The 25,751-nt window shown below is 70.4% G+C and carries 29 protein-coding genes; 18 read left to right on the forward strand and 11 right to left on the reverse strand.

Annotation, left to right across the window (positions count from 1 at the left end; all coding sequences use genetic code 11):
* The coding region (locus tag A7B18_RS12890) for an outer membrane protein assembly factor BamB family protein (protein WP_102127107.1) at positions 1 to 1,137 on the reverse strand (1,137 nt) is incomplete at its 3' end.
* 98 nt (positions 1,138 to 1,235) lie between these two features.
* On the opposite strand from A7B18_RS12890, the gene A7B18_RS12895 reads away from it, so the two are divergent.
* Both A7B18_RS12895 and A7B18_RS12900 read left to right on the forward strand, forming a co-directional pair.
* Positions 1,236 to 1,856: a hypothetical protein gene (locus A7B18_RS12895; RefSeq protein WP_245872864.1), complete on the forward strand. Its 621-nt coding sequence runs from the start codon at positions 1,236 to 1,238 to the stop codon at positions 1,854 to 1,856.
* Between the two features lie 240 nt (positions 1,857 to 2,096).
* Positions 2,097 to 2,564: a metallophosphoesterase family protein gene (locus tag A7B18_RS12900; protein ID WP_102127109.1), complete on the forward strand. Its 468-nt coding sequence runs from the start codon at positions 2,097 to 2,099 to the stop codon at positions 2,562 to 2,564.
* 9 nt (positions 2,565 to 2,573) lie between these two features.
* Here A7B18_RS12900 and A7B18_RS21460 read toward each other — a convergent pair whose 3' ends face one another.
* Complete coding sequence (locus A7B18_RS21460) at positions 2,574 to 2,966, reverse strand: hypothetical protein (protein WP_146009538.1); 393 nt, start codon at positions 2,964 to 2,966, stop codon at positions 2,574 to 2,576.
* Between the two features lie 82 nt (positions 2,967 to 3,048).
* Here A7B18_RS21460 and A7B18_RS12905 point away from each other — a divergent pair, with 82 nt between their 5' ends.
* The 4 genes from A7B18_RS12905 to A7B18_RS12920 all read left to right on the forward strand — a co-directional run bounded on the left by A7B18_RS12905 (position 3,049) and on the right by A7B18_RS12920 (position 5,943).
* A complete protein-coding gene (locus tag A7B18_RS12905; protein ID WP_102127110.1) occupies positions 3,049 to 4,038 on the forward strand; it encodes an MBL fold metallo-hydrolase in 990 nt (329 codons plus the stop codon).
* Between the two features lie 56 nt (positions 4,039 to 4,094).
* The gene (locus A7B18_RS12910; RefSeq protein ID WP_102127111.1) at positions 4,095 to 4,802 is read left to right on the forward strand and encodes a class I SAM-dependent methyltransferase; all 708 of its coding nucleotides are present in this window, start codon (positions 4,095 to 4,097) and stop codon (positions 4,800 to 4,802) included.
* A 70-nt stretch (positions 4,803 to 4,872) separates the two neighbouring features.
* On the forward strand, positions 4,873 to 5,319 hold the full coding sequence (locus tag A7B18_RS12915; RefSeq protein ID WP_102127112.1) for a type III secretion system chaperone family protein: 447 nt from the start codon (positions 4,873 to 4,875) through the stop codon (positions 5,317 to 5,319).
* Positions 5,320 to 5,517: 198 nt separating this feature from the next.
* The gene (locus A7B18_RS12920) at positions 5,518 to 5,943 is read left to right on the forward strand and encodes a hypothetical protein (protein ID WP_102127113.1); all 426 of its coding nucleotides are present in this window, start codon (positions 5,518 to 5,520) and stop codon (positions 5,941 to 5,943) included.
* Positions 5,944 to 6,005: 62 nt separating this feature from the next.
* Here the strand turns inward: A7B18_RS12920 and A7B18_RS12925 are convergent, their stop codons facing one another.
* Entirely contained in the window at positions 6,006 to 7,166 is a 1,161-nt protein-coding gene (locus A7B18_RS12925; protein ID WP_102127114.1) for a citrate/2-methylcitrate synthase, read from the reverse strand.
* Between the two features lie 100 nt (positions 7,167 to 7,266).
* Here A7B18_RS12925 and tsaB point away from each other — a divergent pair, with 100 nt between their 5' ends.
* The 5 genes from tsaB (at position 7,267) to A7B18_RS12950 (ending at position 12,419) form a co-directional block, all read left to right on the forward strand.
* A complete protein-coding gene (tsaB, locus tag A7B18_RS12930) occupies positions 7,267 to 7,839 on the forward strand; it encodes a tRNA (adenosine(37)-N6)-threonylcarbamoyltransferase complex dimerization subunit type 1 TsaB (RefSeq protein WP_180970149.1) in 573 nt (190 codons plus the stop codon).
* Between the two features lie 169 nt (positions 7,840 to 8,008).
* A complete protein-coding gene (locus tag A7B18_RS12935; protein WP_102127116.1) occupies positions 8,009 to 9,241 on the forward strand; it encodes an ABC transporter substrate-binding protein in 1,233 nt (410 codons plus the stop codon).
* Between the two features lie 18 nt (positions 9,242 to 9,259).
* Positions 9,260 to 10,195, forward strand: a complete 936-nt coding sequence (locus tag A7B18_RS12940) for a carbohydrate ABC transporter permease (RefSeq protein ID WP_102127117.1) — start codon at positions 9,260 to 9,262, stop codon at positions 10,193 to 10,195.
* 1 nt (position 10,196) lies between these two features.
* A complete protein-coding gene (locus tag A7B18_RS12945; protein ID WP_245872865.1) occupies positions 10,197 to 11,039 on the forward strand; it encodes a carbohydrate ABC transporter permease in 843 nt (280 codons plus the stop codon).
* Positions 11,040 to 11,285: 246 nt separating this feature from the next.
* Entirely contained in the window at positions 11,286 to 12,419 is a 1,134-nt protein-coding gene (locus A7B18_RS12950) for an LLM class flavin-dependent oxidoreductase (protein WP_102127118.1), read from the forward strand.
* Between the two features lie 57 nt (positions 12,420 to 12,476).
* On the opposite strand, the gene A7B18_RS12955 is transcribed toward A7B18_RS12950, so the two are convergent.
* Positions 12,477 to 12,824 carry an FUN14 domain-containing protein gene (locus tag A7B18_RS12955; RefSeq protein ID WP_102127119.1) on the reverse strand — a complete coding sequence of 116 codons (348 nt, stop codon included), beginning with the start codon at positions 12,822 to 12,824 and terminating at the stop codon, positions 12,477 to 12,479.
* A 73-nt stretch (positions 12,825 to 12,897) separates the two neighbouring features.
* Here A7B18_RS12955 and A7B18_RS12960 point away from each other — a divergent pair, with 73 nt between their 5' ends.
* Entirely contained in the window at positions 12,898 to 13,473 is a 576-nt protein-coding gene (locus tag A7B18_RS12960; protein ID WP_102127120.1) for an RNA polymerase sigma factor, read from the forward strand.
* 62 nt (positions 13,474 to 13,535) lie between these two features.
* Complete coding sequence (locus tag A7B18_RS12965; protein WP_245872866.1) at positions 13,536 to 14,543, forward strand: CAP domain-containing protein; 1,008 nt, start codon at positions 13,536 to 13,538, stop codon at positions 14,541 to 14,543.
* A gap of 172 nt (positions 14,544 to 14,715) precedes the next feature.
* On the opposite strand, the gene A7B18_RS12970 is transcribed toward A7B18_RS12965, so the two are convergent.
* The 3 genes from A7B18_RS12970 to A7B18_RS12980 all read right to left on the reverse strand — a co-directional run bounded on the left by A7B18_RS12970 (position 14,716) and on the right by A7B18_RS12980 (position 16,934).
* Positions 14,716 to 15,048 carry a DUF3060 domain-containing protein gene (locus A7B18_RS12970; RefSeq protein ID WP_102127122.1) on the reverse strand — a complete coding sequence of 111 codons (333 nt, stop codon included), beginning with the start codon at positions 15,046 to 15,048 and terminating at the stop codon, positions 14,716 to 14,718.
* A gap of 108 nt (positions 15,049 to 15,156) precedes the next feature.
* Positions 15,157 to 16,389 (reverse strand): sensor histidine kinase, encoded by a 1,233-nt coding sequence (locus tag A7B18_RS12975; RefSeq protein ID WP_245872867.1) that lies wholly within the window; start codon positions 16,387 to 16,389, stop codon positions 15,157 to 15,159.
* Positions 16,386 to 16,934: a hypothetical protein gene (locus A7B18_RS12980; RefSeq protein ID WP_245872868.1), complete on the reverse strand. Its 549-nt coding sequence runs from the start codon at positions 16,932 to 16,934 to the stop codon at positions 16,386 to 16,388. The genes A7B18_RS12975 and A7B18_RS12980 overlap by 4 nt, the downstream gene beginning before the upstream one ends.
* Positions 16,935 to 17,073: 139 nt before the next feature.
* Between A7B18_RS12980 and A7B18_RS12985 the strand changes: the two genes are divergently transcribed.
* On the forward strand, positions 17,074 to 17,973 hold the full coding sequence (locus A7B18_RS12985) for a DUF4384 domain-containing protein (protein ID WP_102127123.1): 900 nt from the start codon (positions 17,074 to 17,076) through the stop codon (positions 17,971 to 17,973).
* 5 nt (positions 17,974 to 17,978) lie between these two features.
* Here the strand turns inward: A7B18_RS12985 and A7B18_RS12990 are convergent, their stop codons facing one another.
* Positions 17,979 to 18,446: a hypothetical protein gene (locus A7B18_RS12990; protein WP_102127124.1), complete on the reverse strand. Its 468-nt coding sequence runs from the start codon at positions 18,444 to 18,446 to the stop codon at positions 17,979 to 17,981.
* Positions 18,447 to 18,764: 318 nt separating this feature from the next.
* Between A7B18_RS12990 and pdhA the strand changes: the two genes are divergently transcribed.
* The 4 genes from pdhA to A7B18_RS13010 all read left to right on the forward strand — a co-directional run bounded on the left by pdhA (position 18,765) and on the right by A7B18_RS13010 (position 23,395).
* Positions 18,765 to 19,859: a pyruvate dehydrogenase (acetyl-transferring) E1 component subunit alpha gene (gene pdhA, locus A7B18_RS12995; RefSeq protein ID WP_102127125.1), complete on the forward strand. Its 1,095-nt coding sequence runs from the start codon at positions 18,765 to 18,767 to the stop codon at positions 19,857 to 19,859.
* 169 nt (positions 19,860 to 20,028) lie between these two features.
* A complete protein-coding gene (locus A7B18_RS13000; protein ID WP_102127126.1) occupies positions 20,029 to 21,030 on the forward strand; it encodes an alpha-ketoacid dehydrogenase subunit beta in 1,002 nt (333 codons plus the stop codon).
* A gap of 102 nt (positions 21,031 to 21,132) precedes the next feature.
* Complete coding sequence (locus tag A7B18_RS13005; RefSeq protein WP_102127127.1) at positions 21,133 to 22,368, forward strand: C39 family peptidase; 1,236 nt, start codon at positions 21,133 to 21,135, stop codon at positions 22,366 to 22,368.
* A 55-nt stretch (positions 22,369 to 22,423) separates the two neighbouring features.
* Entirely contained in the window at positions 22,424 to 23,395 is a 972-nt protein-coding gene (locus tag A7B18_RS13010; RefSeq protein WP_102127174.1) for a prenyltransferase/squalene oxidase repeat-containing protein, read from the forward strand.
* Between the two features lie 94 nt (positions 23,396 to 23,489).
* Here the strand turns inward: A7B18_RS13010 and yidC are convergent, their stop codons facing one another.
* Genes yidC through rnpA form a run of 3 tightly spaced genes read right to left on the reverse strand, consistent with a single transcriptional unit; the run spans position 23,490 to position 25,701 of the window.
* Complete coding sequence (gene yidC / locus A7B18_RS13015) at positions 23,490 to 25,067, reverse strand: YidC/Oxa1 family membrane protein insertase (RefSeq protein WP_180970150.1); 1,578 nt, start codon at positions 25,065 to 25,067, stop codon at positions 23,490 to 23,492.
* Complete coding sequence (gene yidD / locus A7B18_RS13020; protein WP_102127128.1) at positions 25,064 to 25,318, reverse strand: membrane protein insertion efficiency factor YidD; 255 nt, start codon at positions 25,316 to 25,318, stop codon at positions 25,064 to 25,066. Before yidD ends, yidC begins: the two co-directional genes overlap by 4 nt.
* A complete protein-coding gene (gene rnpA, locus A7B18_RS13025; protein WP_102127176.1) occupies positions 25,315 to 25,701 on the reverse strand; it encodes a ribonuclease P protein component in 387 nt (128 codons plus the stop codon). The genes yidD and rnpA overlap by 4 nt, the downstream gene beginning before the upstream one ends.
* Positions 25,702 to 25,751 lie beyond the last annotated feature (50 nt).

The raw sequence follows: 25,751 nt of genomic DNA on the forward strand, positions 1-25,751 counted from the left end.
CTTGGCGGCGGTGCGGGCCGTCGCTTCCGGCGCCGTCAGCACCCGGCCCCACCCGGTCGGCACGTTCCGGAAGCTCGTCCAGGGACCGTCGGCGAGGGGCCGCTGCTTCTGGATCGCATTCAGGGCCCCGCCCTCGCCCGAGAAGTAAAGGGTGCCCTGGTCGCTCACGGCGACGGGCGTGTCGATCTTCCTGCCCGTCTGAATCTTCCAGAGAGCGCCCCCGTTCGGCGCGATGGCGTGGACGGTGCCCGCGAGGTCACCCACCACCACGGTCCCGTCGCTGAGTTCGGCGGCGGACGCGGCGACCGGCGCCCCGGTCGGGTAGGTCCAGGCGTCCTCGCCGCTCGTCTTCACGGCATAGACGTTGCCGTCGTAGCTGCCGACGACGACGAGGTTGCCGCTCGTCACGATGGGGCTGGCGTTCACGAAGAGGCCGGTGGGCCGCACCCAGCGCTGTTTGCCGTCGGGGGCGACGGAGTAGATGCGGCGGTCGCCGGAGCCGAAGTAGACGTTGCCCGCGGCGTCGAGCGCGGGGCTGCTGAAGACGGTGGACCCGGCGCGGAAGGTCCACTTGAGCTCGCCGTCCGGCGTGAGGGCGTGGAGCGAATTGTTCTGCCCGCCGAAGTAGATCGTGCCGTCCGCCGCCACCGCCGGGCTGCTGAAGACGGGCGAGCCCACCTTGAAGGTCCAGAGGGTCTGACCCTGGGGCGAGAGCGCGTACACGCTGCCCCCCGCGGTGGCGACGATCACGCTGCCGTCGGGGCGCAGGGCGGGGCTGGCGAAGAGGTCGCCGTCGAGCTTGACCTTCCACAGCAGCTTGCCCGTGGGGTCGAGGGCGTACACAGAATCGTCGTACGAGGCGGCGATTACCGTGCCCTGCGGGGTCACGACCGGGTGGGCGCGGCCCAGGTCGCCGACCGCGAAGTTCCACTGCTCGGTGCCGCGCGCGTCGGTGCAGTGGACCCGGGCGTCGGAGCCCACGAAGATCAGGTCGCCGCCCTCGGTGACCGCGATGCTGGAGACGACCTTGAGGTCACCCAGTGCGGTGACCTGTGGGGCGGTGGGCGAGGTTTGGGCGAGGGCGGCGCCGACGGTGAAGGAGAGGAGGGAGAGGGAGAGGGCCAGGGTTTTCCTCATGTGAAGGTAAGCTCCTTTACAGTCCCTTTACGGGCTCTTTACCGGGCAAGGGGGTCGGTGGACGCCCGCAAGGCTAGCGTCTTAAGATGCGACTCGCTATGAAAAAGATTCTCATGCTGACCGCGTTCGCGCTCGCTGGCCTCGCCGCCGCGCAGGACACCACAACGCAACCTGCGCAGCCTGCCGACACGAGCACGACCCAGACCGACACCAGCACCACCACCGACACCAGCACCACCCAGACGGATACGAGCACCACCCAGACGGGCACGACGACGACCACCCAGACGGTCACCGCCGCCCCCGCCACCGAGGTGGACCCCACCACCCTGAGCGCGACCGAGAACTTCACCCGCGCCCAGGAGCTCGCGGTGCAGGCCGACGTGGCCTACCCGGTGCCCTTCTTCGACCGCACCCTCTGGAAGGCGTCCGTGACCCACGCCTTCTACGCGGCGAACCAGGAGGCGACCAACCGCGACTACCAGGCGTACCTCGCGCAGCTCTACACCAAGACCCAGTGGTGGATTAACGCCTACAACGCCTGGAGCCGTCTGGGCAACCTCAGCGACCAGGAGCGCCAGCTCGCGTCCCTCAGCGCCGCCAAGCTCGCCTACATCGCCCTCCAGCGCGGCGACCGCGACACCGCCCGCCGCTATGTGCAGCAGGGCCAGGCCTGGGCCGACAGCCCCAGCCTCCAGTCGATCCAGCGCCGCCTGTAAACGCGAAGTCCATCCATACGCCCTCCTTCGTGGGGGGCGTTTTGCTTGGTTCGTGGGGCCCGAGGATCGCCTCATACTTTGCACTCTCCTTCCAAAGCGCTTGACGGTAGGCGCATCACCCTGAACGAAGTGAAGGTTCTCCTCCGGCACCGGCATGTTGGAGAAGCTTCGTTGCCCTCTGCCACGCAGCTTTGCGAGTCCGCATGACAGCGTTCTTACGCAGGCGCTCTAGACTCCCCCATGCACGTCCTCGTCCTCTCCGACACCCACGGCCTGCTGCGCCCGGAGGTGCTGGCACTGGTGCGAGAGGCGGATGCCGTGCTGCACGCGGGCGACGTGGGGAAGGTGGAGGTGCTGACGGCCCTGCGGGAGGCGAACCCCGGTCCCGTCCACACCGTGCGCGGCAACGTGGACCGCACGCCGCCCCTGTCCGAGTTGCCGGAGACGCTGCTGGTCGAACTGGAGGGGGTGGGTATCTACCTGCTGCACGACCTGAACGACCTCGACCTCTCCCCCGGCGCGGCGGGCGTCCAGATCGTCGTCAGCGGGCACACCCACCAGCCGAAGGTGGAGGAGCGGGGCGGCGTGACGTACCTCAATCCCGGCTCGGTCGGCCCGCGCCGTTTCTCGCTGCCGGTGGCGTGCGCGTGGGTGCATCTGGTGAGGGCGGGTGGCATTCGAGTGGAGCCGTTGACGCTGGATGTTTGAGATACAGACTTACAAAGCGGTGATCCATTGAAGGTTGATCTTATTTTCGGCCCACACTTCTTGAGCCGACACCGCGAATGTCGAAAGTTCAATGTCTTCATGAATAGGACTGAAGTCGGCGACCAATCCGCCACTATTTAGGCTTAGTGTCATGCCGCTGCTTGACACAATATTGGTCGTACGATCCTCTCTCAGTAAGAGCGACGTGACGCCGCGAAAATCAAGAAGTACCCATCCCCAGCCTTCCTGGGACTCCTGATCCTTCGCCTCGATTTCCACGATCAATCGGCCCATCGATGCACCACCTTCAAACGACAGCTCAAGTCGCCTGACAAGGGCATCGTTAAATTCAGCAGGCCGGGCAAGAAGGGCCGTGAGGTTGTCCGGAGTCAGGCGGTACATGATGCCCTATCGTGCCCTGTCGTCTGCCACTGCCCCAGGATGCATCAGGCTCACAGACAGGGGCCGGTGGTAGCCTCCTCCCATGACCGCCTCCGCCCCCGCCCTGATCCCCGTGGTCGGCACGCTGCACGCCCTCCAGGTGCCCATCCCCTACCCGATGAAGACCGTGACGGTATTAATCGATGCGCCGCGGGGGGGCCCCGTCACCCTGATCGACACGGCGCTCGACACGCCGGAAGCGCGGCAGGCCATCGAGGACGGGCTCGCCGCCTTCGGGCTGCACTGGCCCGACGTGGAGCGGGTGATCGTGACCCATCACCACCCCGACCACTACGGGCTGGCGGGCGTGGTCGAGGAACGCAGCGGCGCGGCGGTGCAGATGCTCGACGTGGAAATCGGGCGCGGCGAGCGGTACTGGCATCTGTGGGAGGAGTGGCTCCCCGGCCACATCAAGCACATGCAGGACCACGGCCTCCCCCCCAAGCTGATCGAGACGCTGGAGCACGACAGCCGCCGGGGCAAGGCGCGCGTCCACCCGGCGAGCCGCGTTCAACCCCTGCGCGAGGGCCAGCACGTCCCCCTGGCGGGCGGGGAGTGGGAGGTGCTGTGGCTCCCCGGCCACGCCGACGGGCACCTGGGGCTGTGGAACGAGGACGAGGGCACGCTCATCGCCGGGGACGCCATCCTGCCGCGCATCAGCCCGAATGTGGGCCTGTACGCCTACACGCGGCCCGATCCGCTCGGCGACTACCTTCAGACGCTCGGCAAGCTGGAGGCGCTCAACCCGGCACGGGCGGTCGTCGGGCACCACGGCCCCGTCATGGAGGGGGTGCAGGCCCGCGCCCGGGAATTGCGGGGACACCACCACGAGCGGCTGGACTTCATCCGCGCGGAGGCCGAGAACGAGCCGCGCGACGCCTACCGCCTCTCCCTCGCCATGTTCCCGCGCGACCTGAACACCGCCGGGCGCCGCTTCGCCCTCGCCGAGACGCTGGCGCACGCCGAACACCTGCACCTGCTGGGGCAACTGGCGCGGACGTGGCAGGGCGGGGCGTGGGTGTACCACGCGTAAGGGAGGTCGCGGGCTGCCTATAACGGCCTTATGAAGCAGGTACGCTCGACCCGGAAATGAACACCTACACGCCCACCTGGTTCGAGCTCTTTCTGGCGACCATCGAGCCCGCCCAGACCGAGCGGGAGGCAGACTTTCTCGCCCGGCAGCTTCCCCTCCCCGCCTTGCGCCGTGTCCTCGACCTGTGCTGCGGCACCGGGCGCCACGCGCACGCCCTCGCCCGGCGGGGCTACGAGGTGCTGGGCGTGGACCGGGACCCGGACGCGGTGGAGAAGGCCCGCGCCCAGGCTCCCGAGGTCTGCCGCTTCCTCGTGGGCGACATGCGCGACCTCTCCGAGGTGCCCGGTGATCTCGACGCCGCCCTGGTCCTGTGGCAGAGCTTCGGCTTTTTCGATGAGGCCACGAACGCCGCCGTCCTGCGCGGGCTTCACGGACGGCTGCGGCCAGGAGGGCGGCTCATCCTCGACGTGTACCACCGCGACTTCTTCGAGGCGCACCAGGGGGAGGGGCACTTCACGCGCGGCGGCCTCGCGGTGGCCGAGCACAAGCGGATGGCGGGCGGGCGGCTGCGGGTGGAACTGGATTACGGCGGTGAACAGGAGGGGGACGCGTTCGACTGGCAGCTTTACACGCCGGGGGAACTGGAGGAACTGGCCCGCTCCGTGGGACTGACCTGCCTTCTGGCCTGCACGGGGTTCGACGAGCGGCAGCCTGCCTCGGCGGCGTCCCCGCGGATGCAACTGGTGTTCGCGCGGGAAGGCTGAGTCCCCACCCCCCTCCCCAAGGTGCCGCCGGGCCGTTTCGCCTGGAGGCGCCCGCTCTATACTCGCCCGCATGACGGAACTCCAGCGCATCGTGCGGGCGCTCCAGGCGAGCGGCATGGCCGTCGAGACGGTCGAGGACGGCGCGCTTGTCCGCAACGGGGAAAGCCGGGTGGCCCTCTTTGCCGACCCCGACCACCGGGGCGGCGTGATCGTGCGGCTGCACCTCGACCTCGACCTGTACGTCGAGGAGGACTCGCTGCCCGACATCCTGATGGGCATGAACCTGATGAACCAGGGCCTCGACTACGGCTCCCTGAACCTCGACCCCGTGGACGACGAGGACGGGGAGGACGACTCACCCCTCACCTTCGCCGTGCTGGGCCGCGCCGTGCTGTGGCTGCGCGACCTCGGCCCCACCGAGCTGGAGCGGCTGCGCGAGCACCTGCGCCGCTTCGAGGCCGAGGTGACCGAGGCGGTCGAACGCACGCTGCACGGCAGCAAGGGCATGAGCGCGTAGGGGGCAGGCCGAAGGCCGGGACGCTTCTGCCTTCCGCTTTCGGCCTTCGGCCTCCAGGTGTGTTCGGGCTCCTAACGCTGGACCGCCGCCCGGCCTTACCTTCGGGGGGACTTCTCCCGTGTCGGTACCGCGTCCGGTCGTGCGTCTGCCCAGAAGGGGGCGAGCCCGAGGGTTGCCCCTCTCGACCAGGAGGACCGTATGCCCACCCGTTCCCGTCAGGTTCAGCGTCCCGGGTACGCCCACTTCACCCTGCTCAGCCGGGGCCGGGTGTACGGCACCTTCGCCGGGCTGGAGGACGTGCAGCAGTGCATGACCCGGCTGCTCGACCTGGAGCTGGGAGACCAGGCCGTGCAGATCATCATGGGCGACGAGGGCCACCGCACCCTGGACGTCGATGGGCGTGGTCTGTGGGGCCGCTTCGTGCGGCTGATGCAGGGCATCACCGACGAGCGCTCTCACATCGAGCAGTACGCCCACGCCCTGGGCCGAGGCGAGATCGTGCTCAGCGTGGACCTCTCCGGCTCCCCGAAGAGTGTGGCCGCCGTCGCCCAGGCCTTCCGCGACAGCCGCGCCCAGTTCGTGAACCATTACGGCCCCTGGGTGGTCGAGCCGCTGGGGGCGTAGGGCACACAAGAAGAAGGCAGAGGGCCCAAGTATTCCGGCCCTCTGCCTTTTCCGGCGGGATTTCAGCCCTCGGTCTTCTGCAACTCTTGCCCGCCCCGCTCCTCGATGCGCACGTAGTGCTGGTCGCTCGCGCCCGTGTACACGGCGTCGGGCCGCAGCAGGCGGTTGTCGCGCGTGTACTCGATCACGGAAGCGCACCACCCGCTGATGCGCGCCAGGGCGAAGATCGGCGTGAAGTATTCCTTGGTGATGCCGAGGTCCGAATACACCGTACCGGAGTAGAAGTCCACGTTGGGGTAGATGCCCTTGGAGCCGAGGCGGTCCACGACCGTCTTCTCGATGGTTTCGAGAATCTGGTAGTAGTGGCTCTTGCCCTCCTTGTTGGCGACGACCTCGGCGTAGTCGCGCAGCACGCGCGAGCGCGGGTCGAAGTACTTGTACACGCGGTGCCCCACGCCCATGACCTTTTCCTTGCGGTCGAGCTTGTCCGTGATGTACTCGGCGGCCTTCTCCGGCGTGCCGATCTCGTCGAGCATGTCCATCACGGCCTCGTTGGCGCCGCCGTGGAGCGGGCCTTTCATAGCACCGATAGCGCCAGTCATGCAGGAGTACATATCGCTGAGGGTGCTGGCGATGGCAATAGCCGTGAAGGTGCTCGCGTTCATGCTGTGGTCAACGTGCAAGACCAGCGCAATGTCGAAGAGGCGGGCCTGCTCGGGGCTGGGTTCCTTGCCGTTCAGCATGTACAGGAAGTTCGCGGCGTGGCTCAGGTCCATGCGGGGGTCGACCGGCTCCTTCCCCTCACGTGTGCGGGCAATCGCTGCGATCACCGTGGCGAACTGGGCGATCATCCGCACCGAGATCGCGCGGCGGGCTTCTTCCGTCGTCTCCTCGGCCTGGGGGTCGAGCAGGCCCAGGTACGAGACGGCGGTGCGCAGTGCCTGCATGGGGTGGACGCCCCGGGGCATCGCGGCGATGACCTCCAGGAGCTGCGGGGACACCGCGCGGTTGGCCTTGAGTTCGGCGTCGAAGGCCGCGAGGTCGCCCGAGGTGGGGAGCCCGCCGTCGAGCAGGGCGAGGGACAGTTCCTCGAAGGTGCTGCTCTCCGCCCACTCCTGAATCGGAATGCCCAGGTGCGTGAGGATGCCCTCCGTCCCGTTGATGAAGGTGAGTTTGCTCTCGGTGAAGAGCACGCCTTCCAGCCCCTTGGCGATGTTCGTCATGATGCGATCACCATACCACCGGGCCGCGCCGGGGCTGATCGCGGCAAACCTCACGTTCCTGGAGGGGTGACAAGGCGGGCCCGGTCCTAGAATGCCCGCGATGCCCGACGACGTGCCCGTCACCCTCGCCCTGGACACCGCCACCCCCTTCCTGACGCTGGCCGTCACCTGGCCGGGCGGCGAGCGGCGCTTTTCCGAGGAGGTGGGCCGCGCGCACGCCGAACGCCTCGCGGACGGGGCGCGCTCCCTGTTCGGGGAGGCCGGGCTCCCCTTCCGGGCGAGCCAGATCGTGATCGGCACCGGGCCGGGCTCGTACACGGGGGTGCGGGTGGGCGCGAGTTACGCGCTGGGGCTGGGGCGGGCGTGGACCGTACCCGTCCTCGGCGTCTCCACCTTAGAAGGGCTGGTGCGCGGCCCGAGCGGGGAGACGCCGGAGGGCTGGGTCGCCGTCTCCCTCGATGCCCGGCGCGGGCAGGTGTACGGGGCGGTGTACGAGGTGCGCGGCGGTGCGGTCGTCGAGGTCATCCACGCCCCGGCGAAACGGCCCCTGGAGGAATTCGGGGCGCTCGCAGCGGGGCTGTCCCACCACCGGGACACGCCGCCGGACGGGCTCGCCCTCCTGCGGGCCGGACTGGCGCACGGGCAGGCGGCGTGGTCGCTGGCGTACCTCTGAGCCAAAGGTGGGCCGGAGGTTGGAGAGCGGGGCGGGCACGCTCTACTCTGGAGGGGCAACAACAGTCCCGCTTCGCCCCGGCACATCGGGGCAGCCTGCCGGTCCCTGATGGTTGATAGATTCGGTCGTCTTCCTACCCCGGGCCCCGCCCACCCACCGGAGGTTTTCCATGCGCACCCGCCTCACCCTCACCGCCCTGCTCGCCCTCACGGGGGCCGCCAGCGCCGCGCCCACCACCCTGACCGTGTTCATGGGGAGCCAGCAGCGGCCCGAGATTTTCCAGCCCCTCTTCGACCGTTTCGAGCGGCAAAACCCCAATATCGACGTGAAGATCGAGACGGGCGGCGCGACGAGCGAGGCGCAAAACCAGTACCTCACGACCGTCCTCGCCGCGCGGGACCCCAGCCTCGACGTGTTCTTGATCGACGTGGTGCGGACCGCAACGTTCGCCGCCGCCGGGTGGGCCGAGCCGCTCGACAGCTACCTCCCGAGCAAGGACGCCTACCTGCGCGCCTTCTTGAAGGGGCCGTTGGGCGCCGCGACGGTGGGGGGCAAGCTCTACGCGATGCCCGCCTTCACGGACGCGCAGTTCCTGTACTACCGCAAGGACCTCCTCGCCAAGCACGGCGCCAAGGTGCCGCGCACCTGGGACGAACTCGCCGCGACCGCCGCGCGGATTCAGAAGGCAGAGGGCGGGAATCTCCAGGGCTTCAACTTCCAGGGGGCGCCCATCGAGGGCACAGTCTGCAACTTCTTGCAAACGCTGTGGACGGCGGGCGGCAACGTGCAGGACGTGGACAGCCCGGCGGGGCGGCAGGGCCTGGGCTTTCTGGTCAATTCCGTGAAGAACAAAATCGCCCCCGCCGCCAGCGCCGAGATGAAGACCGACGACTCGCGCCAGCAGTTCCAGGCGGGCAGCGTCCTCTTCGGGCTGAACTGGAGCTACGCCTGGGCGCACTTCCAGGGCAACAGCCCGCAGCCCACACGGGTGAAGGGCAACGTGGGGGTGGCGCCCATGCCCGCCTTCGGCAGGAACTCCACGGCGACCTGCACGGGTGGCTGGCAGTGGGCGGTCAGCGCGTACAGCCGCAACAAGCCCGCCGCCGCGAAACTCCTGCAATTTATGGCGAGCGCCGACGTGCAGCGCGAGATGGCGGTCAAGGGCGCGTACCTCCCCGTGCGCGCCAGCCTCTACAACGACCGGGCCGTCCTCGCCGCCAACCCGCACTTCAAGGACCTGTACCGCATCGTGACGGGCGCGCGGCCCCGGCCCGTCACGCCCGCCTACCCGCGCGTCTCGGAGATCATCCGCAACAACGTGTCGGCGGCGGTGGCGGGCAGCAAGACGGTGGACGCGGCCCTCCGGGACATGCAGCGCGACCTGAGCGGCGTGCTGAAGTGAGGGAAGGGAGGTCCGAGCTTGCGCACTGAGGCTGGCAACGTCCGCACGGCCCCCGCCCCCCGGGCGCGGCGCCGGCGGGGGGGAGACGGCCTGCTCGCCGCCCTGCTCCTCGCTCCCGCCGTCCTGCTGCTGTGCGGCGTGCTGCTCTTTCCCATGCTGACGACCTTCCGTGACAGCCTGTTCGTGAACAAGCTGACCGAGCCGTGGGCGGGCACGCCGTTCGTGGGACTGGCGCAGTACGCGCAGATGGTGGGGGACCCGCGTTTCCTGACCGCCCTGCGCAACACCCTCTTCTTCGGGGTGCTGACGGTGGGCGGCTCCTTCCTCGTCGGCATCCCGATGGCGCTGCTCGCGCACACGCCCAGCCGGGTGCGGGGGCTGGCAAGGGTCGCCCTGCTGCTGCCCTGGGCGATGCCGCCCGTGATCACGGGCTTGATCTTCGCGTGGCTGTTCAACGGGCAGTACGGGGTGGTCAACGACGTGCTGGTGCGGGCGGGCATCGTCGGCGAGCCGCTTCGGTGGCTCTCCACGCCGGGCCTCGCGGTCGTGGCGATGGTGGTCACGATTGTCTGGAAGACGAGTTCCTTCGTGGCACTGATCGTGCTGGGCGGCCTCCAGGGCATCCCGCGCGAGCTGACGGAGGCGGCGGACGTGGACGGGGCGACCCGGGTGCAGACCTTCTGGCGGGTCATCCTGCCGCTGCTCGCGCCGAGTCTCGCGGTGGCCTTCATCTTCCGGGCGATCAGCGCCGTGCAGGTGTTCGACATCCCGTACACGTTCATCCAGCAGGCCCCGGCGCAGGGACTTCTGGAAACGCTCGGCGTCTACATCTACCGCACGAGCATCGAGTTTCTGGACTTCGGGTACGCCGCGACCCTCAGCGTGGCGCTGTTTGCGGTGAGCCTCGCCGTCACCCTCGTCTACGTGCGCTTCGTGCGCGGCGGGGAGGGCTAGGGTGGAACAGGCGCCCCGGCTGAACCTGAGCGAGCGGGTCATCCGCGCCCTCGGCCTCGCCCTGCTCGTTTTCGGCGGCTTCTTTCCGCTGGTGTGGATGCTGCTCACGAGCCTGAAGACAGAGGGGGAACTCCAGCAGTTCCCGGTCCAGTACCTCCCCTCGCAGCCCGACGTCGCCAACTACGCGCGGGTGTTCTCCGAGCAGCCCTTCGGCACCTTTTTCATGAATTCCTTGATCGTCAGCGTGCTCAGCACCCTGCTGTGCGTGGCGGTCGCCGTACCTGCCGCCTACGCCCTCGCGCGGCTGGAGATTCGGGCACGCGGCCTCCTGCTCACCCTCGTCGTCGCCTTCTCCATGCTGCCGGTCGTCAGCCTGCTCGTGCCCCTCTTCCGGCTGATGCGGAGCGCGCAGCTTCTCAACTCTTACCCCGCCCTCATCCTCCCCTACGCGGCGCTGAGCCTGCCCGTCGCCATCCTCACGCTCGTCGCCTTTTTCAGCGCCATCCCGCGCGACCTCGAATCGGCGGCGATGGTGGACGGCTCCACCCGCGTCGGCGCGATGACCCGGATTGTGCTGCCGCTGAGCCTGCCGGGCGTGGTGACGGCGGCCCTGCTCGTCTTCGTCAACTCGTGGAACGAATTCCTGCTGGCGCTGAGCTTCAACACCAGGCTCAACATGCGGACAGTTTCGGTCGGCGTGACGCTGTACCAGGGGGAGTTCGCGTTCCCGTGGCCGCTGATCAGCGCGGCGGTCGTGATCGCGGTGGTGCCCATCGTCGTCTTGATCGCCGTGTTCCAGAAACGGTTCGTGGCGGGGTTGACGGCGGGGGGGGTGAAGGCGTGAGGGACGGGCAGAACAGCTTAAGCTTTGGCGTTTTTACCCCTCCCCCTTGAGGGGGGAGGCTGGGAGGGGGTGAGCGGGCGCGGCGTCGAGAGGCCAGTCGGAATGTCCAGGCACTTCTCTTTTCAGTTCGCTTGGAAGACAAAGGGCAAGCTGACGCTTGCCACCCCCCTCCCCGGCCCTCCCCCACAAGGAGGGAGGGAGATACAGGAGATACATCAGAATCCCTTTCCCTTCACTGAGGCTCCCATGACCCAACCTTCCCAGTCCGAATACCTCTGGTTCCTCCAGCTCTCCCGTGACGGCGAGTTTATCGGCACGCGGGAAAAGCCGCCGCGCAGGCCCACGCTGCCCTACCTCTCCAGCCTGATCACGACGGCGGGCGAGGCGGGGTTTACGGCGCTGCTGACGGCGACGAACTACCACTCCGAGCACGAGAACTACACGGCGGCGATTGCGGCCCTCGCGCGGACGGCGCAGACGGACCCGGGGCTCCTCATCGCGGTGCGGCCCGGCATGTTCCACCCGGCGATGTACGCGAAGATGCTTGCCACGGCGCAGAACCTCTTCCCCGGACGGGTGCGGGTGAACATCGTGACGGGGAGCAGCCCCGCCGAGAACGCGATGTACGGCGACTTCGAGCCGCACGCCCAGCGGTACGAGCGGACGCGCGAATTCATGTCCATCCTGCGGCAGCTCTGGACCCAGGCGCCGCCCGTGAGCCACCGCTCGGAGCTGTTCGCCTTCGAGAACGCGGTGCTCGACCCGCCGCCCGTGCAGCCTATCCCGATCTACTTCGGCGGCGCCTCGCCAGTCGCGCAGCGCATCGCCGCCGACCTCGCCGACGTGTACCTGATGTGGGGCGAGCGGGAGGACATGCTCGCCGAGCGGATGGGCCAGATGCGGGCGTTGGAGGCGGAGACGGGCCGGTCCCTGCGCTACGGCCTGCGGACCCACGTCATCGTGCGCGAGACGGAGGAGGAAGCGTGGCAGGCCGCCGAGAGGTTGATCTCACGGGTGGACCCCGAGGTACGCCGCGCCTTTGTCGAGAGCTACAAACACGTGGACGGCGTGGGCCAACTGCGCCAGATCGAGATGCTGCGCGGGCTGGAGGAGGGTAACCTCCTTGTCGAGCCGGGCCTCTGGGCGGGCGTCGGCATGGCCCGCAGCGGGGTGGGCGTGGCGTTGATCGGTAGCCCCGAGCAGGTCGCTGCCAAGATTCGGCGGTACGAGGACATGGGCTTTTCCTCCTTCATCTTCAGCGGCTACCCGCACCTGGAGGAGGCGCGGCGCTTCGGGGAACTCGTCATGCCGCTGCTCAAGGGGCAGGCGGGCGAAGGCGCGCGCGCCATTCACACGGACACGGTGGCGCCGGTCGCCTGAGTCCTCCTGTGATCCTCAGCCCTGGAGGCGGCCTCGTGGGTCTGCCTCCTCTTTCTTTCACCCCCGCGCCCGCAGCCCCACCAGCAGCCCCGCCGTGAAGGCCCCCGCGAAGGGCAGCCGCGCCGTCAGCACCCGGCCCAGCCACCCGGCGCCCGCCTCCCCTCCCTGCCGCAGCCACGGGTCGGCGAGGGCCTGCACGCGCGGCCAGTTGACGGTCACGAGGTCGAAGTGGGCCAGGAGTTGTAGAGTCAGAACGAGCAGGCCCAGCGCGACGAGGGCCACCCGCCCGAGCTTTTTCAGGGCGAGCCCGGTGGCAAATCCCAGCAGGGCACCGACGCTGAGGTCGGGAAGGAGGGGCCGCAGGGCCTCGGCGAGGGAGGCGGTGGACAGGGTGTCGGGGGGCACGGGCGGGGGGCAGCCTAGCGTCCGCCGTATGGCTGACTCCTTGCACGGAACGAGGCGGTATGGTGGGCGGGACGTGACCGAAGTGCCCGATGTCCTCACGCCCGAGCTGCTCGCCCGCCTCAGTGACGGGGAGGAGGCCGCGTGGTACGACTTCGTGAGCGCCTACGAGGGCCGGATGTACGCCTACCTCTACCGTCTGGAGGGCAATGCCGAGGACGCGCTCGACCTCACCCAGGAGGTCTTCTACCGGGCGTGGCGCAGCATCCGCACCTTCCGCGCAGGTGAGCGGGTGCTGCCGTGGCTGTACCAAGTCGCGCGCAATACCCAGATCGAGTCGCACCGCCGCAAGCAGCTCCAGCGCTTCAGCCTGGAGGAGGCGCGCGAGGACGTGGGCTTCGAGGTGACGAGTGCCGCGCGCTCCCCGGTGCAGGCCGCCGAGAGCGCCGACGCGCAGGACCGGGTGCAGCGGGCCCTGATGCGGCTGCCGGAGGAGTACCGCGAGGCCGTCGTGCTGCGCTTCGTCGAGGACCTGCCCTACGACGAGATCGCCCGGATTCAGGAGGTGGCGGTCGGCACGGCCAAAAGCCGCGTCTTCCGGGCCAAGGAGCAACTGGCGGAGCTGCTCGCGGACGTGACGGACGTGCATTGAGGGGCGGGCCGTGGTGGCTTCCCTCACGCCGGACGTGGCCCCCGGGCCGCTAGGCTGTCCGGGTGACTCGGTTGAGGATGCAAAGGGGCCTGCTGGCGCTGCTGGCGGGCGTGCCCGGGATGGCATTGATGGGGGCGTGTGCGGCGCAGCCCGTGGGGTTCCGGGTGAGCCTCTCGATGAACGAGGAGCAGCGCGCGCCGCTGAGCGTGTCGTTCACGGCGCAGGCCCCCGCCGAGTACCGGGTGGAGTGGGACTTCGGGGACGGCGGCACGGGGCAGGGACGGCGGGTGACCCACACGTACTACCGGCCCGGGACGTACACCCTGCGGGCGAGCCTGCTCGACTCGCGTGGCCGGGTCCGCTCCACGGCCACCAGCCAGGTCGAGGTCGCCAGCAGCGGGCCCGAGCGGGCCGGGCTGGTGCTGCTCTTGGGAGACGGCGAGGTGCGTCTCAGCGCGGCAGGCAGCGTGGTGTACCGGCCCGCCACGCCCAGCTTCACGCTCGACGGGCGGGCCGTGGGGGCGGGCCCCGTCCCGGTCGCGGCGGGGCCACACCGCGCCTCCGTGCGGATGACGGGGACGGGCGGGGCGCTGGAGCAGTCGCTCACCTTCCGCATGGCCCCGCTGACCCTCAGCGTGCCCTTCGAGACCGAGGTGCTGCGCCTGACCAACCAGGCCCGCGCGCGCGGCTGGAACTGCGCCACCCTCAAGGAGGGCGGCCCCGCCCTGCCCCCCCTCACCCGCGACCCGAAGCTGGAGGGGGCGGCCCTCGCGCAGTCGGCGGGCATGGCCCTGCACGGCTACTTCGACCACGAGAGCCCGGTGGACGGCAGCAGCCCGTGGCTGCGGGTGCAGGCGACCGGATTCGAGGCGCAGACGACCGCCGAGAACATCGCCGCCGGGCAGACCACGCCGCAGGAGGTCGTCGACGGGTGGCTGCGCAGCCCCGGCCACTGCCGCAACATCATGGGCGACTTCACCCGCCTCGGCGTGGCGTACGTCAACCGCCCGGACTCCGAGTACGGGCGCTACTGGACCCAGGTCTTCGCCACACCGGCACAGGGGCAGTGAGGGGCACTCCCGTCCGACTATCTCCCGCCTGCGGCTGATCCGTCGCGCTGCCTTCGTTTCCTAGAGCATTCGACGGAAGAAGTGTCACCCTGAACGAAGTGAAGGGTCTTGTCCGGCGCGTTGGAGATGCTTCGCTCGCGCTCAGCATGACAGCTTTATCGCGTCAAACGCTCTACCGGGCCTGCTCCGCCGTGTTCCCGGTCGTGCGGGCGTTGGTGAAGACGTAGCGGGGGCGTTTCGTCCAGGTCACGCGGTTGTCGTTGCCGAGGAACTGCAAGGCGCGCGCCCCCTCCAGCGTGATCACGTTGCCGCTCCCGGTGACGTTCACGAAATCGCAGACGCCTTGCAGCGAGAGCGTGTTCCCGCCGCCCGCGACGGTCACGCTGCGGCCCGCGCAGTCGAGGGTGAGGGCCCCGGCGGGCGCCTGGACCGCCCGGTTCAGGGTCTGCGGCTGCGCGAGGACGGGGGAGCCCGACAGCAGGGCCAGCGCGAGGAGGTGTCTCATAGGTCGCCCAGCGAACCGGCTCCCGTGAGGGCGACGGGCGCGGGGTTGCTCAAGGGCCGTTGCGCCGTCCTTGGCGGCAGTTTGAGGGCGGGCCAGGGAGCCGGGCCCTCAACCTCTCCCCACCCCCTCGTCCACCAGAGGGGGCTCGCCCAGGGTGACGCGGGCGAGGGTGCCGCCGCCGGGGGCGTCGTCCAGGGTCACGTCGCCGCCGTGGGCGCGGGCGTAGCGGCGCACGAGGGAGAGGCCCAGGCCCTGCCCGTCCGCGAGGCCGCGCGGTCCGCGCTCGTAGGGGAGAAAGACGCGCCCGCGCAGCTCGGGGGACAGGCCGGGGCCGTGGTCGCGCACGGTGATCTCCGGCCCCCCGGCCCTCATCCCCAGGGTGACCTCGACCGGGCCTGCAGTGTACTTCAGGGCGTTCTCGACGAGGTTCTCGACGATCTGACGCACCCGGCCCGGGTCCACGAGCCAGGACACGGGCTCCCCCGGCAGGTGAATGCTCACCCGTCCCCCTTTGAGGCGGCCCAGCAGGGGACGCAGGTCGGTGCGGACGGCGCGCAGGGTCACGTCGAGGTACAGGTCGTTCAGGCGGGTGAGGTCGGCGCGGCTGGCGAGCTGGGTCGCGCTGTCCTCGATGAGGGCGAGGAGGTGCTGGCGCTGTTCGGGCGTGTCGGCGTGCCGGAGCAGGTCGCTGGCGAGCATCAGGGCCTGGAGGGGGCGGCGCAGCTCGTGGCTGGCGAGGCTGAGGGCCTCGCGCTGGCGGGCCTCGCGGCGCGCGCGGCGGTCACGCTCGGCCCGCCACAGCAGCAGGGCCCGCCCGGTCAGGACCATGCTCAGCAGCCCGGTCACGAAGGCGGTGAAGACCAGCGCGCGGCGCATGTCCTGAAGGGCGCGCAGGTACGCCACGCCCGTCTCCCCGGCGTAGCTCCCTGCCTGCGCGTTCAGGCGGACGGCCTCGCGGGCGGCGGCGGCCACCGAGGCGGGCGTGTTCTCTCTCAGCAGGCGCTCGACCCGGGCGAGCCGGGCGTCCCCGTAGTCCTCCACCGTCGCCAGCGCCGTGAACTGGGCCGGATTCCCGGCGCTGGAGAGCGCGCGGTCGCCGATGTCCCGCCGCTCCTCGTCGCTGAGGGTGGGGTCGAGCCGCGCCACCTGATAGGCCTGCACGTCCTGCGCGAGCCCCTGGTAGGCATAGGGAGACCAGCCGTTGCCGTTGCGCAGCAGGGTGTCGTACGCGGGCTGGGTGGCGAGCATCAAGAGCGCCACGGTGAGCAGCGCGGGCAGCGCGGCGAGCAGCCCTTCGCGCACCACGACCGCCCGGGGAACGCGGTGGGCGGCGGGGGTCACGGGGCGGGCGTGATGCGCTCGGCGAACCACACCCACGCCGCCCCGTACAGCCGGGCCGGGAAGCGGGCGGGGTCGTTCGGCAACACCACGGTGAGGGGCCCCTTCTCGAGGACGGGAATGGGCCTCCCGTTCGCCGTGTGCGCGAGCATGATGGGCGCCGCCAGGTAGTCGGGCGCACGCAGGGTGGTCACGAAGCCGTTCGACGCGTAGACCCGCAGGTCCTGCCCCGCGAAGCCCCCGAGCGCGGCGAGGTTGCGCAACGGCACCCCCTCGTAGGTGAAGGTGCGCCGGAGCTGGAGATGCTCGGTCGTGTACCGCACCGTGGGCAGCGCGAGAAGCTGGGCGCGCGTGAGCCGCCAGGTGCGCGGGCCGCCCTCCAGGGTCAGCAGCACGCGCTCGCCGGGCCGGGCGGGAGGCAGAGGGCGCCCCGCCCGGACGTAGCTGAACGGGCGGAAACCGGAGTCGTCCCCGGCCTGGGGCACGCCGAGCGCCAGCCCGGAGGCGAGCGCCGCCAGCGCGAGCAGGGCGCGAAGCTGTGCGGACACGCGCCGAGTCTAGTGCGCCCGCCCCCGCCCCGTCTGCGGGTGGTCTGGGGAACGCGATGAACCCCGGGTGAGGAAGCCGGGAGGGACGGCTGAGAGCCGGGGTCAGCCCCCCGTCAAGTGGTCCCCGCACAGTCGGGGCATGAGACCCCCCTCCGCTTGGTTGATTCCCGGCCTCCTCTGCTCGCTCCTGGGCACGGCGGGCGCCGCCCCGCGGGTCAGCGCCCAGAGCATCATCGTGAACCCGGTGCCCACCTCCCTGAGCGTAAGGGTCTGGACGGACCGCACGCCGGGCGGGACCGGGACGGCGATCTACGCCCCCGGCGACCGCATCCGGCTCTTCACGAGCGTGAATCAGGACGCCTACGTGTACCTCTTCAACGTGGACCCGCGCGGGAACGTGGACCTGATCCTCCCCAACCGCTACGGGGGCGGGGGCAACTTTCTCAAGGCGAACACCACGAAGGTCTTTCCCGACGCGGGCGATCCCTTCTCCTTCGACATCGCCACGCCCTACGGCCTGAACAGGGTCCTCGCGCTGGCGAGCCGCACGCCGCTGAACCTGGGGCAGATCGCCTCGTGGGGGGCCAAGCAGAACACCTTCGCCACCGTGAACGTGCAGGGCCAGGAACGGCTCGCGCAGGCGCTGAGCATCGTCGTGACGCCGGTGGACCAGAGCGGTTGGGTGAGCGGCACGGCGTCCTACAGCGTGGTGCCGCGTGCGGTGGGGGGACGGCCCGCTCCCCTGCGCCCGGCCCCCGTGCCGCCCGTGCGCCCGGCGCCCACCCGGCCCGCCCCGGCCCATCCGGAGGACTTCCTGGACCGCGACTGGCAGACCTCCTTCGAGCGCCAGGGCCGCGTGGAGGACGTGTACGCGGAGTACGCCGCCCGCCTGCGCCAGCAGGGCTACCGTCAGGTCGAGCGGCGCGAGAACGGCAACGGCCTTCGCCTGCGCGGCGAGTTCCGCCGGGGCCAGGACCGCGTGACCCTGGAGGTCCGCCAGCAGGGAGGCCGCTTCGAGGTGAAGGTCACCCACCGCTGAGTCCGTCAACCCCGCACGCCGCCCTGGGAGCGACCGGGGCGGCGTGCCTCCTTGACCGGACCGCGCCGCGCTCCCCTCTTGTGGGTGGCCTTCCACGCGAGGGCGAGTTCCTCGTCATACTCGCGCACGCTCTCCACGGCCACGTCGGCGAGGTCGCCCGGGCCCGCGACGCTGCCGTACCCCGAGGAGGACCACAGCTCAAGGGCCTTGGCGTCGAAGGTGTGCGTTCCCAGGGTCAGGCGCGCGGGTTTGGCCGCCCTCACGCGGAGGTCGACGGCGTAGAGCATCCGCCCGTCGCGGGCCTTGAAGGCGTCGAGGGTGAAAATCTGGTCGACCGTGCAGGTCTTGGGGTCGCCGTAGGGCACGCCGGAGGGGGTGGCGTACCGGTCGAGCTGCCCGCCAAGCGCGACTGCGAGGTCCCGCTGCTCCTCGTCGTCGTCGGTGACGTAGGCGACGGGCGGGCACAGGGGCACAGGTCGGCACCCGTGAGGGGCCGCAGGTTGCCCTGCTGGGGATCGGCCCGGGCCGTGCCGAGCAGGAGGGCGAGGGCCGTCAACCCCAGGAGCGCGCGCCCGCTGAGGGCAGTCTCCGCGCCGGGAGGCCGGGCCCGGGGAGCATCTCTGCTAGGCTGGACGCCTTCCCCCTCCGGGTGGTCCGCCCACCCTCCGCACTCCCTTTCCCCCGCTTGCCGTGCACCAGGCCGACGCCGCGTCCCCCTCCTGTCCGGGCCCCCACCGCCGGAGAGGCGCCGCACGCCCACGTGACGAAGCCGGTCCCGCCGTGGAGGCCCCATGACCTCACCCGACACCGCCCGCCCCGACCTCCTCTCCCCAGACCTGAGTGAACACGAGCCCTTCCGGCTCCTCGCGCCCGACGGCACAGCCACCCGACCCGCCGAGTTGCCCGACCCCGGGACCCGCCTCTCGCTCTACCGCCACATGCGCCGCATCCGCCACTTCGACGAGCGCGCCTGGGTGCTCTACCGCACCGGGCGGCTGGGCGTCTTCCCGCCCTACGGCGGCATGGAGGCGAGCCAGGTCGGCACGGCGGCGGCGCTCGGCGCGGGCGACTGGCTTTTCCCCACCTACCGTGACACGGGCGCCGCACTCACCCACGGCCTTCCGGTCGCGCAGACCCTCGCGTACTGGCGCACAAGCCCGCACGGCTGGGCGATGCCGCCGGACGTGAAGGTGCTGCCCTTCTACATCCCCATCGCCACCCAGTACCCGCACGCGGTCGGGGCCGCCCTCGCCGAGAAACGCCGGGGCACCCGCAACGTGGCGCTCGCATACATCGGCGACGGCGGCAGCTCCGAGGGCGACTTCCACGAGGCGCTGAATTTCGCGGGGGCCCTGACCGTCCCCTGCGTCTTCATCCTCCAGAACAACGGCTGGGCGATCAGCGTCCCCACCCGCACCCAGACCCGCGCGGTCAACCTCGCCCGCCGCGCCGACGGGTACGGGATTCCCGGCGTGCGGGTGGACGGCAACGACGTGCTGGCGACGTACCTCGTCACCACCGAGGCCGTGAACCGGGCGCGCGACGGTCAGGGCCCCACCCTCATCGAGACGGTGACCTACCGCGTCAAGCCCCACACCCTCGCCGACGACCCCAGCCGCTACCGCACCGACGCCGACAACCACGGCTGGGAGGAGAAAGACCCCATCACCCGCCTGCGGGCCCACCTCATGAGCGAGGGGCTGCTGACGGAGGACGACGACGCCATCCTCACCCGCGAGATCGAGACCGAGTTCGAGGCGGCGCTGAAGGAGGCCGACGGCTACCCCGAGCCCACCCCCGCCGAGATTCTCGACCACGTGTTCGCCGAGCCCACCCCGACCTTGCGCCGCCAGCGCGCCCAGATCGAGGCGGAGGAGGGGGCGTGAGGGGGGCTGCGCCCGTGAGTGGTGAGTGGGAAGTGGTCAGTGGAGGGGACCCCATGTTGCTCCCCAGCTTCCCGGCTCCTCCTTCCCCCCCTCCTCACGGTGGAGATGACTGTCCCCGCACCCACTCACCACTGACCACTTCCCACTTCCCGTCCCTCGAGGTTCCCGCATGACCGCCACCGCCACCCCGACGAAGACCATGACGATGGTCGCCGCCATCAACGACGCGCTCGCCCTCGCGCTGGAGGCGGACGAGACGGTCCACGTCTTCGGGGAGGACGTGGGCGTGATGGGCGGCGTCTTCCGGGCGACGGACGGCCTGCAAGCGCGTTTCGGGGCAGAGCGCGTGTTCGACACCCCGCTCGCGGAGGCGGGCATCGTCGGCATGGGAATCGGCATGGGGCTGGCGGGCTTGAAACCCGTCGCGGAGATTCAGTTCGCGGGCTTCCTCTACCCGGCGCTCGATCAGGTCCTCTCGCACTTGGGGCGCTACCGTCACCGCACCCGGGGCCGCTACCACCTGCCGATGGTCATTCGCGCGCCCTACGGCGGAGGTGTGCACACGCCCGAGCAGCACGCGGACAGCCCCGAGGCGATCCTCGCCCACACGCCCGGCGTGAAGGTCGTGATCCCCAGCACCCCCGCCGACGCGAAGGGCCTGCTTCTCGCGGCCATCGAGGACCCCGACCCGGTGTTCTTCCTGGAGGCGATCAAGCTCTACCGCTCGGTCAAGGGGGAGGTGCCGGAAGGGCCGTACACGGTACCGCTCGGCCAGGCCCGCGTGGTGACCCAGGGCGACGACGCGACGGTGGTCTGCTACGGCGGCATGGTCGAGGTGGCGACGAAGGCCGCCGAGGCTGCCCAAGCCCACGGCATCGGGGTCGAGGTGATCGACCTGCGGACGCTGGTGCCGATGGACACGGAAACCGTCCTCGCCTCCGTCCGCAAGACGGGCCGCGCCGTCGTCGTCAGCGAGGCGCCGCGCACGAACGGCTTCCACTCGGAGGTCAGCGCGACCATCGCCGAGGAGGCCATCGACTTCCTGCGCGCGCCCGTGGTCCGGGTGACGGGCTTCGACGCGCCTTACCCGCCCTTCACCTCGGTCGAGGACGTGTACCGCCCGAACCCGGTGCGGGTGGCGCGGGCGATCCGTCAGGTGATGGGGTACTGAGGGAGGAGGGACGCAGACCAAGAACCGTGCACGGCTTGATTCCCGCCTAGCGCACGTTTGCGCCTCAAGCGGAAATCATGAAGCCTGGGAAAGATGGGAAGGATGCGTGCTCCCTTCCTCCCCGCCCTGCTGCTGACCGGTGGCCTGCTCGTGGGGGCGACCGTCTTCGGCGCGAGCCTCCTCCAGCCCGAGACGGGCGCGTCGGGAAGAACCCCGGCGGCGTCTGCCCCGGCTCAGGCGGAGGTTGTCGAGACGGTCTCCGAGGGGGAAGCGGCGCCGAATGTCGTTTCCGCCGCGCCGGAGAGCGCGCCCCAGGAGGCCATTCCCCCGGCACCCGAACCCGAGGCCGCCCTGCCCCCGCCGCCCCCTCCCCTGCCTGCGTCCGCCAGCGTGTCCGGCATCCGGCACGAGTACCAGCGGCTGAACAACTGCGGGCCGGTGACGGTGGGCATGGCGCTCAGCCGCTGGGGCGGAGGGCTCGACCAGTACGACATCGCCCCGCGCCTCAAGCCCAACCGCGGGGACGTGAACGTCTCGCCGGAGGAACTGGCCTCGTTTGCCCGCTCGCAGGGGATGGACGTCCACCTCGCCACGAACGGGGACCGCCCCCTGCTCAAGCGGCTGCTGGCGGCGGGGTATCCGGTCGTCGTGGAGACGTGGTTCGTCACCCACGACAGCGGAGGGATGGGGCACTACCGCCTGCTCACCGGGTACGACGACGCGAAGGGGGCCTTCAGCGCGCTCGACTCGTACCTGGGGCCGCTGTCCATGCCCTACGCCCGCTTCGACGAGCTGTGGCGCTCCTTCGGGCGGACCTTCCTCGTCGTCTCTCCGCCCGAGCGGGCGGGGGAGGTGCGGGAACTGCTGGGCTTCCGCGCGAACCCGGTGGCCGAGAAGCGCGAGGCGCTGCGGGTGGCCCTGGCCGAGGCCGGACGGCGGCAGGACGCGGTGGGCTGGCTCAACGTCGGGCAGGCGAAACTCGCCCTGGGGGACGCGCGGGGGGCGGCGCGGGCCTTCGATCAGGCGTTCGCGGCGAAGGCGGACCCCACCCTCGACCCCACCCGATCGGCGCGCGTGGTGGGCGGGTTGCCGTGGCGGGCGCTGTGGTACACCTTCGGGCCGCTGGAGGCGTACACCCGCACGGGTCGCTACGCGGACGTGCTGCGGCTGACGGGCGCCGTGCTGCGCGACGCGCCCGCCCACGAAGAAGCCCTGTACTGGCGGGGCCGCGCGCTGAGCGCTCTGGGCCGCACGGCTGGGGCCAAGGCCGCCTACCGCGAGGCGGTGCGGCTCAGGCCCGGGTACGTGAGGGCACAGGCGGCGCTCGCCAGCCTCTGACCGCCCGCTTCCCAAGGCGGCTCCGGTGGGCCTGCCCCGGTGTACGCTTCCCCCCATGACCCCGCTCGCTGACGCCCGCCTGTCCCCGGAAGCGTTCGCCCGCGCCCGCGCCTTCCTGCTCGAACGGGGCCGTCCCCTGGAACGCGCCCGTTTCCTGCACGCCTTCGAGGGCGGTGGGGTGGAGGCCGTCCTGGACGCCCTGCGCGCCTACCGCAATCCGGACGGTGGCTTCGGGCACGCGCTGGAGCCGGACGTGCGCGCGCCGCACAGCAGCGTGCTGGCGACCTCGGTGGCGCTGGAGGTGCTGCACGGCCTGAACGTGGGGGCGGACGAGCCCCTCCTGCGGGGGGCCGTGGCGTGGTTGCGCTCGCAGCTCCGGGTGAGCCCGGACGGCACGGTCTGGCCCTTCCTGCCCCCGGGAGCCGAGGCGCACCCCCACGCCCCGTGGTGGAATCAGGACAAAGAAGGGCGGCTCGAGGCGACCTTCGGGGGCTTCCGGGTCAATCCCCGCGCCGGAATCGTGGCCCATCTCCACCGCTGGCCGGGGCTCACGCCCGACGTGCTGCCGGAGGGGCTGCTCGCCCTGCTCACCGTGGAGACGCGCGACGACATCCTGGCGGGGCTGGAGCCGGGTGACGTGAATGGGCACATCGTCGCGTCCGTCTTCGCCCAGGCGCCGGAGGTTCCCGAACTTCACCGCGCTCCCGTCCTCGACTATCTGGACGAGGTGCTACCGGGCCGGGTCCAGCGCGACCCCCACGCCTTCGCCGGGTACGGCCTGAGTCCCCTCAGCGTGGCCCCGACGCCCGCCTCCCCCCTGGCCCGCGCGGCCCTGGAACCCCTCGCGGCGGCCCTGACCCACCTCCTCACCTCGCAGGGGGAGGACGGCAGTTGGGCCCCGAACTGGTCGTGGGGCGGGCAGTTCCCCGACGTGTGGCCCCAGGCCGAGCGCGACTGGCGCAGCGTGCGGACGCTGGAGGCGTTGCTGACACTGCGGGCGTGGGGGCGGCTGGAGCCGGGTCTGTAGCGTAGGGCGGGGAGCTCGCGAAAGAGACCCCCTCTGCTCCACAAGCCTAAAAAACCGCCCCACCAACAGGCAGGGCGGTCTTCGGCGAACCGACTTATTTCTTCGGCGCCTCGATGGTCTTCGCGGCCTTGGCGGCGGGGCGCGGCGGCGCCTTCTGCACGCTCTGGCCGATGGTGGCCGTCTCGCGCTCGACCTGCTTGTTGATGAGGATCTGCTGGCCGATGCCGATCAGGGTCGAGAGGATGATGTAGATCGTTACGCCCGCCGGGAAGGTCAGCGCGAAGTACAGGAAGATGATGTAGATAAAGGCCTGCTGCCGGAACATCTCGGGTGTCTTGCGCGTCATCACGTAGAGCTGCCCGATGTTCACGACCAGGTAGATCAGCGCGAGGATGTAGAAGGGATCGGGAATCGCCAGGTCGGGCAGCCACAGGAAGCCCGAGTCGAACTCGAAGTTGCGGATGGTGGACCACAGCGCGATCAGTACCGGGAAGGGCAAGAAGGTCGAAAAGCACCCCGCCGGGTTGAAGTTGTAGTCGCGGTAAAGTTGCTGCATCTCCGTCTGCATCGCCCGCTGCGAGTCGGCATCGCGCTTGCCCTTGTACTTCTCCTGGATCTCCTTGATCTTCGGCTGCATGACCTGCATCCGGGCGGTCGTGCGGCCCTGCGCCTGCATCAGCGGCCACATGATCAGCCGCAGCAGGATGGTCAGCAGCACGATCACCAACCCCCAGTTCCCCACGAAGCTGTAGAGCCTCTCCATCAGCTTCACGATGAGCAGGCTAATCTGGCCGAAGAAGTTGGGGGCGAAGAGACCGGGCAGGGTGCTGTAGCCGCTCTGGTACAGGTGGATGAGTTCGTTCTTGCCCCCGTAGACCTCCAGGTTGCTGTTGCCCTGGAGGGCGACGCTGATCAGGCCCTGGGCGCCGCCCGTCAGCGTCGCGCTTGCTGTCGTGCCCCCCTGCGGGCGGACGATCAGCGCGTGAGCGACCTGGCTGGGGTTTTCCTGAAGGGCGGCGTACAGGATGTTGGGCACGCTCAGGGTGCCGCTGCCCTGCACGGCGGCGGGCTGGCCCCCGACCGGCACGGCCTGCACGCGGGGATTGTCCGCCTTGCCCAGCCCCGGGAAGAGCATGTTGTAGCGCTCGGGCCCGCCCTCCACGGTGGTCCGCACGTCCACCTTGAAGTTGCGCGGGTGCAGGGTGACCGTCTTGGTCACCGCCGCGCCGTTCTGGGTGTAGCGGAACACGGCGTCCTGGCGGTTTTGCGGCAGGTTCTGGGTCAGGGTGGGCGCCGTGACCTGGGCGGGCTGCGAGGGACCGAGGCCCTCCCCCACCACGGCGAACGCGCGGCGGCTCCCCACCATGTTCACGATGCCGCGCTGGTCTTTCAGGGCGCTGAAGTCGTAGGTCCCGTCGGGCCGAGTCCGGATGAAGGGCGTGCCCGCGTAGCTCTTGACGTACCAGCCGATGACCTCGCCGCGCGCGTTGAACACCACGTCCTGAAGGTTGCTCGTGGCGATGTATTCGTCGCCGGGGCGCCCGTCGAAGTCGGCGCGAATCCACTCGGGGGTGATCGCCTTGCCGAAGGTGGGAAGGGGGCCGGTCGTGCCGCAGCCCGTGAGGAGCAGGGCAGCGAGGGCCGTCAGGGGAAGGAGGGTTTTGATCTTCATGGGGTTGTCTTTCTGCCTTGCGGAAAGCGGTCCGGCACGGGGTCGAAGCCGCCCGGCACGAGGGGGTTGCAGCGCACCACGCGCCACGCGGCGAGCCAGCCGCCCCTGAGGGCACCGTGCCGCTCGACAGCCTCCACAGCATACTGAGAGCAGGTGGGGGTAAAGCGGCAGGTCGGCGCCGGTTTGCGCGGCGAGAGGTGGCGCTGGTACCCCCTCACGACCCGCACGAGTCCTCTGGCAGCGAGACTCATGATGAACCTCCCGGGGCCGTCTTCTGTCCCTTGCCCCCGCCCCGCTTCACCCGGCCCGGCACCTGCGACAGCACCCGGGCAAGGGCCGCCTGCAACTCCGGGAAGGGCGCGGTCAAGACGCCCGGATTGGGCAGCAGGACCCCGCGGCAGGGAGGCAGGCCGCCGGGCAGGGTCCGCAACGCCTCGCGCACCCGGCGGCGGGCGCGGTTGCGGTCCACGGCGCGGGAGAGGGTCTTCTTGGGCACCACGATCCCGATGATGGCGCGCGGACGCCACGCCTCACCGTGCCGGGGGCGATAATCGGTCACCCGCAGGGTGAAGAGCGGGTCGCGCAGGGCCACCCCATGCTGCCGCACCCGGCGGAACTCGCGGTCCCCCTTCAACGAGGCCAGCGCCACCGGACGGCGGGGCCGCTCCTGCATGGCGCTGGTCT

It is taken from the genome of Deinococcus planocerae, assembly GCF_002869765.1.
In the GTDB taxonomy this organism is placed as follows: Bacteria; Deinococcota; Deinococci; order Deinococcales; family Deinococcaceae; genus Deinococcus; species Deinococcus planocerae.